Source organism: Thermosyntropha tengcongensis (genome assembly GCF_055381335.1).
Window position 1 is genome coordinate 733,046 of sequence record NZ_AP042437.1, and the last position, 13,682, is coordinate 746,727.

Below are 13,682 nucleotides of genomic sequence, written 5' to 3' on the forward strand. Positions count from 1 at the left end.
TAAGAAAACAAGGGGGTAAATTTTTTGAAACTGGCAGTATATCCGGGCAGCTTTGATCCAGTAACCAGAGGGCATATAGATATTCTGGAAAAAACGAGCCGTCTGTTTGACAAGGTGATAATCGCGGTAGTTCACAATGTGCACAAAAAGGCTCTGTTTACCCTGGAAGAAAGGGTGGAGATGATAAAGGAAAGCACCAGCCACCTTCCCAACATAGAAGTGGAATCTTTTACCGGCCTTTTGGTGGATTACCTGCGCCAAAAAAATGCCTGTGCCATAATAAGAGGTTTAAGGACGGTTTCCGATTTTGAATATGAAGCGACCATGGCTTTCATGAACAAAAACCTGCTGCCTGATGTGGATACCATATTTGTAATGTCCAGGCCGGAATATATATTTATAAGCTCCAGCGGGGTAAAAGAGGCAGCCCTCCTGGGCGGGGATGTAAGCAGTATGGTTCCGGAGACGGTGGAAAAGAGGCTCAGGGAAAAAATAAAATTTTAATAGCTTTTCCAGGTTGCTGCGTGCCTGAATAAAATTAAAAACAATTTATATCTTTAGAAGCCGGCTTTAAGCTGTAAACAAAAACTTTACGAAGTAAGCCGGCTTTTATTTTTAAAATATTGACTCTGTGCTTTGTGGAAGATAAAATTTAGACAAAAAATTGGAAAATCCATTTGCCGGTGTAGGTTATAAAAATAAAAGCTCTTTCAAGCCCACTTTAATTTCCTATTTTTAAGATTTGTTTTTTTTAGCCTACCTTTGAGGATTATGTCCCCTAAAAATGCCAAATTTGTAGCCTACCTATTTAAGGAATAAGATTTCCCTCTTAAATAAGATTTCTGTTCGACAAGGGATGCAGTTTTGTGTTTTTTTGTTTTTAGGCTGAATTTTGAAAAAATTTAGCTACGCGAAAAAGGTTGAATGTTAAGCACGCGAAAATTTATTTGGCAAGGGAGGGGATGGATGGTTGTTATGTGCTTTTGCCAGTTTTGAGGCTTTTAAGCGAGCTAGCTGTATTTGAATCAAAACCTAAAAAATAATAAATCGTCAGTTTCGGATGTTTAGCTTTGCGAACAGGGGGTGCACGTTGTGAAGGCTTTGTGTCTATTGGTAGGGACAAATCCTTTGCCCAACTATGTGGTGATGAAACATTTGAAAGATAGTTATGATAAATTTTTCTTGATTTATTCCGAAGAAAATAGGAATCAGAGAGGAACTGGTATATATGCCCAAAAGTTGCAGGAAGTTTTGGATGGTTTATCGGGAAAAATAGAGCGATGGAGCTTGCCTGATGTCTCTGATTCGCGATCTATATATAAGCACATGAGCGAACTTTTTAAAAAACCTGGAGAGCTTGATGAAATACATTTGAACTATACAGGTGGGACGAAAGCGATGGCTGTCCATGTCTATGAGTTTTTAAAGGAAAATTACCAGGAAAAATTTGTATATTCCTATCTGGATGCCAGGAATTTTGAGCTGGTGGTTTATGAAGGGACTTCTAAGGGTGCAGGAAAGATAAGGGAAAGATGTTATTTAAGAAAAGTGGGCATTTCAATCGAAAACCTCCTGAAATTGCACAACTGTGATAATATGGCCTTGGGTAAAAAAATAGAATTTTCTGCTGAAAATAAAAAAAATATCAACTTTGATTTTGATAAAGAGGAGCTGGAAATATATAAAAAAATTCGCACCATTTTAAGTAATTCTGCTGATAGAGATATTTTGATTGAGATGTTTAAAAATGATAGCCTAGAAAAAATGTTTGCATATTTAGCAGAAAAAAACCGGCGGGATAGCTGGGATGATTTGCTGGATTTAATAGGAGAAAAAGATTTGAAAAATTTTAGAGGCGGAAAATGGCTGGAGTTTTATATTTTTCACCAATTGCGGGAGACTTTAGGGAAAAAGGATATAGAATCTTTTAATCTGAGTTTGGGGATGAATTTGCAAGCCAGGAAAAAACTGCCATCACCGAAGGGAGCCTCTCAAGGAGGAAAAGATTTTGAGATAGATGTTTTTATTATCGCTGGCTATCAGTTTATTGGTATATCCGCAGCGACGAAAACTGACAAAAAAGCTTGTAAATTAAAAGGTTTTGAGATAGCTCATAGGGTAAGGCAGATTGGGGGAGACGAAAGCAGGGCTTTTTTAGTGACGACACTTTCCCCTGAAGTGGCTAAAGACGTGGAAGACGAGCTTTTTTACGAGACAGGCTCCGATAGCGGAAAAGTAAAAGTTTTTGGTATAGATGACTTGGCAGATATAGGAGAAGAGATTTTAAGGGAGGTTGGGATTATTGAACAAGAGTTTTAGCGCTGTATTGATAGATACAGTTTCGATACAGGAATATATATTTTCCAGTAATAAGTTAAAAGAGAATATAGGAGCCTCTTTCCTGGTTAAAAAAATATATGAAAGGCAATTGCTGGGAGCCCTGACTGAGATTTTTCCTTTTGTTGGTGCAGCAGATTTGTCAAAATGGCGGGAGATGCCTGAAAATATATATATTTTGGAAAAAGGAAATATTCCTTTTGAGATAGGGTATATAGGAGGAGGAAACGCTTTACTGCTTTTTAATTGTAAAGAGGAGGCTGTTAGGTTCATAAAGGCGTATACAAGACTGCTTTTGTCTGAAGTGCCAGGGTTAAGGACGGCTTTTGGATTTGTGGGCGATTTTTGTTTTGATAATTTTAAGACAGATATGAAGAGGCTGCACGATAGTCTGCGGGATAATAAAAATAGGTATTATCCAAATATCACTCTGCCTAAATTTGGCTTTAATCTGGAATGTCCCTACTCTAACGAAGGTGCTGAATACAGCAGGAGAGATTTAGAAGGAAGGTTTATTTCCTCTGTTTCTTATGTGAAAAATCATGCTGCTGAAGAAGCGCTTAAAGAAATGGAGAGCCTTTTGCAGTTGGAGAACAATATGGCTGAGAGATATGCTTTTACTTCCGAGGTGGGTAAAATATCTCTTAAAAAGGATGAAAAGGGATATGTGGCTGTTGTGCATGTTGATGGGAATGAGATAGGGGAAAAATTCAGTAACTGTAAGGATCTGCGGGAAATGCGCCGGCTATCTTTAGATATAGATAAGATTGCAAGGGATTCTTTTGTAAAGATGCTGGGAGAATTGGCGGAAAAGATGGAAACCGATAGCGATTGGAAATTTGAAAGTGGGGAAAATGATAGACGGATTTTGCCTGTAATACCCCTAGTAATAGGAGGGGATGACCTCACTTTTATTTCTGATGGCAGGCTTGGGATATGGTTGGCGGAAGTATTTGTGAAAAATTTTTGCGCGCGCGGAGCTCACCTTAATTTGTCTGCCTGTGCAGGTATAAGCATTGTAAAGACTAAATACCCTTTTTATAAAGCTTATGTGGCGGCAGAAGATTTAACATTGCGCTCTAAAATCAAGGCGAGGGGAAAAAACAGCAATGCTTCATATCTAGATTTCTTTATTTCCTCTGCTGGGTGGAGTGGAAGTATAGATGATATATATGAAAAGTATATGAGGACAGGGGAAGGGTCTTTGCACATGGGTCCTTATAGGTTAGATAGTGAAGAGGATGCGGATTCTATTAAAAAATTAAAAGATTTGCTGAAAGAACTGAATAAGCTGCCGCGCAACAAAGTGATGGAGATAAGAAAAGTGCTTTTTGAAGGTAGAGAAGCGGGAAAAATATTGGCGGAAATGTTGAAACGAAGAAATGAGGCAGCAGCGGGATTAGAACTTTCCTGCAGTGATTTGGGTTTTTGGGAAAACAAAAATACTTTATATTTTGATGCCATTGAGCTTCTTGATTTTTATCCGGAGGGGTGGCTATGATTTTTGTTTTGAAAACATTATCTCATGTTTTGACAGGCTCTGGAGAAGCTGGAGGATTGATTGATACCGATGTAGTTTTCGATAATGTCGGTATTCCTTATATTCCTGCTCGACGCATGAAAGGCTTGTTAAAAGAAAGCTGCATGGAAGTATGTGATATGCTGGGCTATATTTCATATGATTTGGTTTTTGGAATCTTTGGCAAAGATGGGGGGGTAGAGGCTAAAATATCTATTTCCAATCTTTATATAGATAATTATGAGCAAATAGTGGAAGACATAAATTTTTTGTTAAACCAGGGGTTATATAAGGATGTTTTACAGAGAGAAAAGGTGATCTCAAATTTTTGCGAGATTAGGCATCATACTGCTGTCGATGAGATTACAGGTACTGCCAAGAAAGGAACCCTTCGCACTTATAGGATGCTAAAACCGGGCATTATTTTTAAAGGAAAGATAAGCGAGCTAGAATTGCTGACAGAAAAGGAAAAAGCCCTGTTATGCTTGGCAGCCATGAATTTGAGGAGAGTAGGCTTAGCACGAAATAGAGGGTATGGAAGGGTACAGTGCGGGATATGTTGTGATTTAGATTATGGAAAGAATGAGAAGAAAGATGTAAAAAAAATGCTTGATATTTTAAGGGGGGAAGAGGGGAAATTAAAAGAAAGAAAAGAAGAAAGAATAGATTTTGGTTTGCTGGATGGGGGAAAAGGTGAGTTAAAACGGCTTACTTATGAGATAGTGCTTAAAGCACCTCTTGTTATTGCGGAACAGGTTGGAGAACAGAATACGGTTTACACCAAAAAATATATTCCTTCTACGGTTATAAGAGGGTTAATAGCCAGGGAGTTTGAAAAAAAGGCTGCGGCAAACGATGTGTTATATGAAAAATTTTTCCAGGACATTTTTGTAAATAACCTGGTTAGAATTTGTCCAGCTTATCCCGTGAGCGGCGGCAGAAAGTTTTTGCCTCTTCCCATGTTTTTACAAAAGAATAAAAAAAATAATGACAATAAGCTTTATTGTGTTTTAAATGGACAAAATAGGGATTTAAAGACTAAGGCAGCGAGGGATTTTATCTATTTTGGCGAAAACCAGCTTGTGGAATTGTTTGTCCCTGAAACTGAATTTTATTTTCATAACACGCGGGACCGCGCTAAAGGCAGGAACACAGAGGAAGGTATTTTCTATTATGAGGCCATTGCTCAGGAACAGAGGTTCAGGGGAGAAATAATAGGAAGCGCGGAGTATTTGAGCTTTATGAAAAAACTTTTGCGCGAAGATGAGGATTATTTTATAGGGCGCTCCAAAACAGCGCAGTATGGCAGGATAAATTGGAAATGGGGGGAACTGGAGGGTTTAGAAGATAGAGCTTTGTGTTTTGGCGAGCAGGTAGATGGGGTTTCTTATATTGTTATAACTGCTGTTTCACCTATTATATTGTTTAATGAGTTTGGAAATCCTGAAGTTTCTTCTGACATAATGGAAGCCTATTTAAAAAGGATTTTAGGGACTGAGCTTAAAATTGTAGAACAATTTTGTTCTGCAGAAAGAGTAGAGAGCTTTATGCGCGTATGGAATTTAAAAACAGCTACTGAATTAGCTTATTCACCAGGTGCCAGTTTTTTGGTGGAGATACCTTCCTTGGATGAGAAAGTGAAGGAGAGACTAAAAAATTTGCTGATAGAGGGAATAGGCGAAAAAACCGAATGGGGATTTGGCTGTGTTAATGTATATCCTTTATGTGAGCTAAATGATATATATGAAGTAAGATCTCCTGACAGGAAAAATAGAAAATCAGGGGAAGCAGGAAATCATGTGAAAGATATAATCATAGAAATAGTAAAGAGAGATTTTTTGAGTTCGGTTAGATATTTAGGTTTTGAGAATGCTAGGGAGTGGAATGAAGATAATAAGATCCCTATCTCCAACAGCTTCCTGGGGAAAATAGAGTATATGTTTTTGAAAACGTCTTCCGCAGAAGAGTTTAAAAAACTTTTGGAAGAGATAAAAGATAAAAAAATAGGAGAAAACATAAGTAAATACGAGGTTTTTAGCAGTTTGCGCGGTGAGCCGAAAAAATATATTACTGAAAACTTATTACAAAGAAATTTATTAATAAGAGATCAAAATGTGCGGCAATTGCTAGAAGATATTTTACAAAAAGATGAGGCCTGGGCTTGGACAGTTTTTGCTGAATATTGGCTTGCTTTTTTGAGGACTTTGCGCCTGTTAAGTAAAGGCACTAATTGATAGTGGGAGGATAATAGGCTAATGAGCAGATTGAAGGGATGTATCGTTTTAAAGGGCGTAATGCGCAATACTTCCCCTTTTGTTATTGGGAGGGGAGAAGGAAATTTCGTGGATATAGAAATAGTAAAAGATGGCTCTGGAAACCCTTATATTCCAGCTACATCTTTTACAGGCGCGGTTAAGCATTATTTGATGAACCATTTTGATATTCCTTGCGAAATGCAAGACGGTTGGGAGGTATTCTGGGGAAGTGGTGATAGGCAAAGCAGTTTCGTAGTTAATGACCTGTGTTTGGTGGAAAACAATGTTTTTAATAGCTTAGAGCCTGTTATAAGTGTTCGTGATGGGATTGCAGTTGATCACGATAAAGGGATTGCCTTGGAAAAGGCTAAATATGATTATGAGCTAGTCAATCAGGATGTATGTTTTAATCTGGAAGCGGAGATTATTTTGCGAGAACAATATCCTGAAGAGCATTTTATTGTTATACTTAAAACTATTTTAGAAGAACTGAAGGCAGGGAACATATATTTGGGAGCGTTTATTAATAAGGGATTAGGAAGGTTTAAACTTGAAAAATGTGATGTCTACAAATTTTGTTTTCCAAAAGATGGTACTCAATACTTCCATTTTCTTGAGGATGGCTCTCTAACTGACGCAAACAGATTAGATATGCAAGGTATCGCTGTTTTGGCGAAGAAAAAGGCCAAAGACTTAAACATTATTATTGACTGCAGTATAAAAAGCTCTTTGATTATTGGTTCATATAATGTTTTGCCGAACTTGCCTGATAAAGCGAATATAAGGTATGCAGATATTCCTGTTATAAGTGGATCTTCTTTGAAAGGAGCTTTAAGGAACAGGGGATTTAAAATTGTGAAAACCCTGCTTGACAGCTGCGATCTCAATAAAGAGGTGCAGGAAAAACTGGATAATCTTTTTGGTTATGTAAAAAAAGAGAAGGAAAAAGATAGTGCCAGTTTAAAGAGCAGAGTAGTAGTAGAAGAAATAAAACTCGCAGATGTTGAAGAAATAGAGCATACGAGGATAAAAATAGATAGATTCACGGGAGGGGTTATGGAGGGTGCTTTGTTTAATAGTAAGCCGGTGTGGCATAAAGGTGAAAATATAAAGGTTTGTATTAAAGTGAGAAATGCTTTGACATGGGAAGTAGGCCTGTTTCTATTAATTATAAAGGATCTGTGTAACGAAGATTTGCCGATTGGAGGGGAAAAATCCATAGGAAGGGGGCTTCTGCGATATAACAAGACTGAGATCTGCTATGGGAATGAGATGTATGTAATAGAAAGGGAGCGGGAGCCTAAGAATTTAGATGAGCTGGAGTCCTATGTAGGATGTTTTTTACGGGAACTGGGGGTTTGATGGATAGTGAAAGCGGTATGGAATATAAGAAAAATTCCGGTTCATATTGAAAATGGCACTGTTGATATGCTAAAAGATTTAGAATCTTATGTTTATGATTTTGATAGAGCCTGTATAGTGGCGTGGTTTGCGGATAAAGTTCTATTTGGCAATTTAGAGAAAGGAATAGTTCATTTTTACAACTATGAATTTAAAGGTTTGGACCTGGGAAGCGAGCATGTCTTAAAAATGAGGGTATTTAATGAGTTGAGTGAATTACATATATGGAGAAGTGGCAACAGTTTTGGTTATAGATATATATGCGATGGGGCTAAGGAGGGGCAAGAGGCTGAATATATAGATGCTGAACAGGTAATGCTGGGAAATTATTTTTCGCAAAGCGAAGATAATAATGAATTTTATATGGTGACAGAAAAAAGGAGAGGTATAAAGTATTTGGTCCCTGCTCAGATTTTTGCCGATTTTGATGAGACTAAAGAATGGCGTTTAGTTTTAAACACGCGCAATTATATTGGTTATAATGCAGTAGGACAGGCTGGTTTCGTGGATTGCAGGTTTGTTAGCCTAGAATTAAAAGAGGTGGTTTAGAGTGGGAAAAGATAATAAAAAAAGTGCCAATAACAGGAAAGAGATAGAGAGAAAATCTGCCAAAGCACCGTATAACTTTGTCCAGCTCCCGCATAAGATAGTACCTGCTCCTGATTTAAAGGATGAATTTTTTGGCAGATTTTATGACTATGATAAATGTGGAAGAAAGCGTTATACCGGCTATATAGATTTATCTATAAAAACCTTGACCCCTCTTTATATAAGAAGGGAAAAAGATGAGAGCGATTTTTTTAGGGCGGGTAATTCTGTTAGAATTCCAGGAAGCTCTTTGAGAGGAATGACAAGGACTTTGCTGGAGATAGTCTCTTATAGCAGATTTAAATTTTATGATGACCAGAGGTTTTTTTACAGGGCAGTTGCGGATACTTCAGCCTTAGGCAAGGCTTATAGGAATTTTTTTGTTGGGGAAGACGGTATCTACAAGTTTAAGGCAGGATTGCTAAAGGAAAAAAAAGGAAAATATTTTATATATCCTTCTAAGACATTGAAGGGGACTCAGATTTATAGGGTGGAAAATGAGCTTATTTCCAAAAAACTTGCAGATTTTGATAGATACAGAGATGTTTACCGTATTGAAAAGGTTTGTTTTAAGCCTGCAGAAATAAGGGAGCACAAGCACAGCAATAACACGAGGCTGAACTATGCGAAAATAGATTGTTTTTGTGAGGAATCAAAAAAAGAGCTTTGCCCTGTAAAATCGGACGCGAAGTGTTGCGTGATGGGATATCTAATAATAACTGGGCCTTTGGGTAAGAAAAAGCATATGCAATGGGTGATAAATGAGGAAGATGGTAATATTAAAAAAGAAGTTCCCAAAGAGGTTATAGAAAATTATAGGCAGGACAAGAATCGGGGAGAAGGATATGATGTTCTTGCTAAGCTAGCAGAGGAAGGAAAAGTGCCAGTCTTTTATTTATGTGATGAGAAAGGTGAAGTTGTTTATATAGGGCATACAGGTTTTTTCAGGATAAATTACCGATATACAGTAAGCGATCATATACCTGAATATGTGCTAGATAACAACGATGTTGCGATCGATTTTGCAGAGGCTATTTTTGGAAAAGAATCTAAATTTGCCAGCAGGGTATTTTTTGAAGACGCTGAAATTGTGGGAGAGGAAGATGCGTTTTTGCCGGAAACCTCCCCGAAGCGGCTAGCTTTGCCTAAGCCTACAGCTTTTCAGCATTATCTGGAACAACCTTGTGGGGCTAAGACTTCCAAGAAAGATTTGAAAACCTGGAATGATAAAAATGCTTTTATAAGGGGATATAAGCTTTATTGGCATCGAAAAGTGCCTGATTTCCCTGAAGGGAAGCTGGGTGAGTATAGCTGGAATACAGGTGAAAAAAGATATGGGAATGGTGATACTATAATAAAACCAATAAAGAGTGGAAAATGTTTTAAAGGCAGAATAAGATTTGAAAACCTGCTGGAAGAAGAATTAGGAGCCTTGCTTTTTGTGCTTGATTTACCGGAAGGCTGTGCACATAAGTTGGGAATGGGCAAACCTTTAGGCTTGGGAAGTGTCAGCATCAAACCAGAACTTTTTTTGATAGATAGAAAGAAGAGGTATAAAAAGCTTTTTGAAAATGGAAGGTGGAACCTGGGAGAAGAGAAGGCGGACATAAAGGATATGGAAAAGTTTAAAAAGGCTTTTGAAAACTATATTTTACAACATATTGATTCAGAGGTTGATTCAGAGGCTATTTCAAAACTGTGGGATATTGAGCGACTTAAGCAGCTTAAGCTTATGCTAAGCTTTAAATCTTTTAATTCCAGTGAGAAAGGGCTTGAAAATACAAGATATATGCTTATTGGTTGCAGGGGGAATAAATGCTTGGTTGATGGGAACGAATTTAAAGAGAGGTTTGTTTTGCCTAAGCCAGATGAGGTTTTTGAAGAGAAATAAAAAATGAAAATTATTTTCAGAATATGTTCTCCTTTTAAGGGGATTTTTTTTTTAGACATATTTACTAAAAAAAGTTTATAATACAAATTTTATATATGATATATAATGATAGTGTATACATAAAACCTTATATACTAAATACTTAAAATGCTGCAATGAAGTTGTTAGGGATGCCAGTTATTATAAGTAATTGGGGAGAGTTTATGATATGTCACTAAAAAAGCAGGTCTGGCAGGAGTTTGTAGTAATATTTCTGGTAGCTATCATATTGTTTAGTTTTGTGTTTTATTTTACTGCCAGCAGTATCGAGGATAGCCTGGAAAAAAGGTTTATGAGGAATAATCTGGAGCGGGTAATTTCTATTTTGGAAAATGACCTCAGGGTAATAGATAAGATGGTTAATGATGAGGCGGAATGGGATGATACCTACTGGTTTGTCTTACGTAAAAATCAGGATTATGTTGAAAAAAATTATCGGGATTCTACTTTTGAGAATGCGCGCATAAATTATGTGGCTTTTTTGGATGCTCAAGGTGACCTGGTATATGCGAAAGGGTATGATTTTAAGAAAAAGCAAAGGATAGAAGTACCAGCTGATATTTTTATAAGGGTTAATACTGATAAGGGCAAGAAAGGTTTGCTGAAGACAGACAAAGGGCTGGTATTAGTAGCAGCCAGGCCGGTGAGCAAGAGCGATAGAAGCGAGATGGGGACGGGCACTATTATTTATGGGCGGCTTTTGGATGCTGAAGAAAAGAAGACTATAGAGGAGAGAGCTGGGGTTAAGGTAAATATATATCCTTCTAGTGAAAAACCTTTTTTTATATCGATAGGCGGTAATTTTGATAATGGTAAGCCTTTTTATCTGAAAAATATAAGTAATGAGGAGGCTACTGTTTTTACATCTCTCAATGATATATGCGGGAAAGAAAGTTTTTATCTGGAGATTTCTTATAAGAGATGGCTCCCAGATATTTTGATGACAGTAGCTCATATTTTAGCTTTCTTGCTTATAGTGGTATTGGCCGTTTGTTTTTACCTGATTTATAAATGGATAGATGAAAAACTGTTGAGGAGAGTAATTGCGCTTACTGAAGCAGTAGAAAAGGTAGACAGGGATTATCGGCTAAAGCAGGATATACCTGTATTTGATGAAGATGATGAGATAGCGACCCTTTCCTTGTCTGTTAAGGAAATGCTGAACAGAATAAATGAACAGCAGGATGCAGTTATAAAAAATGAGCAAAAATGGCATTCGCTTCTTTCTAATGCCCCAGGGGCTATATTTGTTATTCAGGGAGGAAAAATTTTATTTGCCCGCGGAAGGCTTTTGGAAGAAGCGGGTTATAATCGCGAAGAAATTGTGGGAAAACCATTTAAAAATTTTGTTTATTGGGAAGATTTTAAACGTCTGCTCAGTGTCTACGAGGATTTGCTAGGAGGGACCAGAAAAAAGCTTATTTATGCGTTTCGCATAATAGATAAAAAAGACAACATAATATGGATTGAAGATAACGCGGCGGTTATTAAATGGGAAGGGCTACCAGCTACGCTGCATTTTGTGAGGGATATCACGGCGCGCAAGATTTTAGAAGAAGAGATAAATCGGCTGATGGAAGAGAAAAATATGATTTTAGACAGTTTGGCGGAGAGAGTAGCTTTGGTAGATTGCGATATGCATATAATTTGGACAAATAAAAAATTTGTTGGCGAATTTGAAAGAGGAGAGCTGCAAAATGTGGGAGAACTGTGGGGAGCGAAATGTTATGAGCTGTGGGGAAAAAGGAATGATATATGCCCTGGCTGTCCTGTGCCAGAAGCTATAAAAACTGGCAGAATGGCAGCAGGAGAAGTAGAGCTTCCGGATGGCCGCATCTGGAGAATAAATGCCAATCCGGTAAGAGATAAAAAAGGCAGTATTACCGGCGTAGTTAAGGCGGGGCTTGATGTAACCGAGCGCAAGCGGTATGAAGAACAGCTGAGGTACCTTTCGCTGCATGATGGGCTTACCGGTCTTCATAACCGCGCCTATTTCGAGACAGAGATGAAGCGGCTGGAAAAGAGCCGGGATTATCCGATAACTATAGTTATTGCTGACCTGGATGGGCTTAAGCTGGTCAATGATACGATGGGACATAATATAGGGGATGAAATGCTCAAAGCTTTTGCCGATGTTTTAAGAAGTGTTTTCGGCTCTTCCGACCAGGTTTTCCGCATAGGCGGGGATGAATTTGCCGTTCTTCTGCCTGGCACAGATAAAGAAGATGCTGATAATATAATGAAGAGGATGTATGCGGCTTTTGACGCTTATAATGAAAAACATCCAGCTCTCCCTATTAAGGCATCTTTAGGGGTAGCTACGGCATTAAGCCCTGATGAGCCTCTGGTACAGGTATTCAAGCGGGCAGATGATTTCATGTACCGGAATAAAATGCTAAACCGGGCTGGTTTACGGCATAATATTTTAAATGCCCTCATGGCTACCCTGGCGGAAAAAGATTATTTAACCTGTGGACATGCGGAAAGGCTTAAAGATATATGCCTTAAAATGGGAGAAAACCTGAAGCTTTCCTATCAGCAGATGAATGACCTGGCTCTACTGGCGGAAATTCATGATATAGGTAAAGTTTCAGTACCAGACAGCATTTTGTTTAAAAGTGCTCCACTTACCGAAAAGGAATGGGATATAATAAGGCAGCACGCGGAAAAAGGCTACCGCATAGCTCTTTCCTCACCTGACCTGGCCGCGATTGCTGACCTTATTTTGAAGCACCACGAGAGATGGGACGGTACAGGTTATCCCCTGGGGTTAAAAGGGGAGGAGATACCGCTGGAGTGCCGGATACTTGCCATTGCCGATGCTTTTGATGCCATGACAGGTGAAAGGCCTTACCGAAAACCGATGACCTGTAAAGAAGCCCTGGAAGAAATAAAAAGAAATGCCGGGAGCCAGTTTGATCCTTATTTAGTAGAAGTTTTCCTGTCTATTATGGAAGACAAATAAAAAATACCGGGCTTAATGCCCGGTATTTTTTATGGATAAACTGTTATGGTGACTGTCTTGATTCCCCAGTTTAATGCTTCCTGGTGAGTGCTGAAACATAAATCGATGCGGTTGCCTTTAATGGCTCCCCCCTGGTCAGCCGCTATACCTTCCCCATATCCCGGGATGTAAAGGCGACTTCCCATAGGTATTACGTTAGGATCGACTGCTACGATGCCTTTGCGCAGCGGATAGCCTAAATAAGAAGGCTTGCCGTAAAAAGGATAATTGCATTTGGCACATGGGCAGTACCCGGTAGCGACTACCGTTAAAGTTCTGGCACTTCCCCGGGAAGGCCTGGTATAGCTGGAGTTGGGAACGCTGGCCTGTCCCAGTGCCTGCCAGGTTTGAGGCCCTACTATGCCGTCAACTTTGATACCCGCATCTTTCTGGAATTTTATAACCGCATTGTATGTTTTACTTCCAAATATTCCATCTACATTTCCACACCAGTATCCTTTGCTGTTAAGGGTTTGCTGAAGGGTTTTTACCGCTTCCCCGCGGGAACCCCACTTGAGTAGAGGCTGCGCTGCCCTTACATCATCAGCTAAAGCAAAGGTAAAGGAAGCAAATATAAAAGATAGAATGATTAATAATGCAAAACTTTTTTTGAGCATAAAAATTCTCCTTTCTCCCCTGAATGGGTTA

Annotated in this window: 9 protein-coding genes and 1 pseudogene; 9 read left to right on the forward strand and 1 reads right to left on the reverse strand. The window is 38.6% G+C overall.

Annotated features, from left to right (window positions below):
• Positions 1-24 precede the first annotated feature (24 nt).
• The 9 genes and pseudogenes from coaD to ACZ42E_RS03605 all read left to right on the forward strand — a co-directional run bounded on the left by coaD (position 25) and on the right by ACZ42E_RS03605 (position 12,995).
• Positions 25-504 (forward strand): pantetheine-phosphate adenylyltransferase, encoded by a 480-nt coding sequence (gene coaD, locus ACZ42E_RS03565; protein WP_464893086.1) that lies wholly within the window; start codon positions 25-27, stop codon positions 502-504.
• A gap of 588 nt (positions 505-1,092) precedes the next feature.
• A pseudogene (locus ACZ42E_RS03570) lies at positions 1,093-1,479 on the forward strand (hypothetical protein); the annotation flags it as partial.
• 6 nt (positions 1,480-1,485) lie between these two features.
• Positions 1,486-2,319, forward strand: a complete 834-nt coding sequence (locus ACZ42E_RS03575) for a hypothetical protein (protein WP_464893554.1) — start codon at positions 1,486-1,488, stop codon at positions 2,317-2,319.
• The gene (locus ACZ42E_RS03580; protein WP_464893087.1) at positions 2,303-3,838 is read left to right on the forward strand and encodes a Cas10/Cmr2 second palm domain-containing protein; all 1,536 of its coding nucleotides are present in this window, start codon (positions 2,303-2,305) and stop codon (positions 3,836-3,838) included. The genes ACZ42E_RS03575 and ACZ42E_RS03580 overlap by 17 nt, the downstream gene beginning before the upstream one ends.
• Positions 3,835-6,090 carry an RAMP superfamily CRISPR-associated protein gene (locus ACZ42E_RS03585; RefSeq protein WP_464893088.1) on the forward strand — a complete coding sequence of 752 codons (2,256 nt, stop codon included), beginning with the start codon at positions 3,835-3,837 and terminating at the stop codon, positions 6,088-6,090. Before ACZ42E_RS03580 ends, ACZ42E_RS03585 begins: the two co-directional genes overlap by 4 nt.
• Positions 6,091-6,111: 21 nt before the next feature.
• Positions 6,112-7,473: an RAMP superfamily CRISPR-associated protein gene (locus tag ACZ42E_RS03590; protein WP_464893089.1), complete on the forward strand. Its 1,362-nt coding sequence runs from the start codon at positions 6,112-6,114 to the stop codon at positions 7,471-7,473.
• Between the two features lie 6 nt (positions 7,474-7,479).
• Positions 7,480-8,061 (forward strand): type III-D CRISPR-associated protein Csx19, encoded by a 582-nt coding sequence (csx19, locus tag ACZ42E_RS03595; RefSeq protein WP_464893090.1) that lies wholly within the window; start codon positions 7,480-7,482, stop codon positions 8,059-8,061.
• A gap of 1 nt (position 8,062) precedes the next feature.
• Complete coding sequence (locus ACZ42E_RS03600; RefSeq protein WP_464893091.1) at positions 8,063-9,991, forward strand: TIGR03986 family type III CRISPR-associated RAMP protein; 1,929 nt, start codon at positions 8,063-8,065, stop codon at positions 9,989-9,991.
• A gap of 208 nt (positions 9,992-10,199) precedes the next feature.
• The gene (locus ACZ42E_RS03605) at positions 10,200-12,995 is read left to right on the forward strand and encodes an HD domain-containing phosphohydrolase (RefSeq protein ID WP_464893092.1); all 2,796 of its coding nucleotides are present in this window, start codon (positions 10,200-10,202) and stop codon (positions 12,993-12,995) included.
• A gap of 29 nt (positions 12,996-13,024) precedes the next feature.
• Here ACZ42E_RS03605 and ACZ42E_RS03610 read toward each other — a convergent pair whose 3' ends face one another.
• A complete protein-coding gene (locus ACZ42E_RS03610; RefSeq protein WP_464893093.1) occupies positions 13,025-13,651 on the reverse strand; it encodes a peptidoglycan-binding protein in 627 nt (208 codons plus the stop codon).
• Between the last annotated feature and the right edge of the window lie 31 nt (positions 13,652-13,682).

What these genes read in the sequence shown, in the direction of transcription:
- ACZ42E_RS03590 (WP_464893089.1), top strand. Translation starts at nt 6,112, where the DNA reads ATGAGCAGATTGAAGGGATGTATCGTTTTAAAGGGCGTAATGCGCAAT.
- ACZ42E_RS03585 (WP_464893088.1), top strand. Translation starts at nt 3,835, where the DNA reads ATGATTTTTGTTTTGAAAACATTATCTCATGTTTTGACAGGCTCTGGA.
- ACZ42E_RS03605 (WP_464893092.1), top strand. Translation starts at nt 10,200, where the DNA reads ATGTCACTAAAAAAGCAGGTCTGGCAGGAGTTTGTAGTAATATTTCTG.
- ACZ42E_RS03610 (WP_464893093.1), bottom strand. Translation starts at nt 13,651, where the DNA reads ATGCTCAAAAAAAGTTTTGCATTATTAATCATTCTATCTTTTATATTT.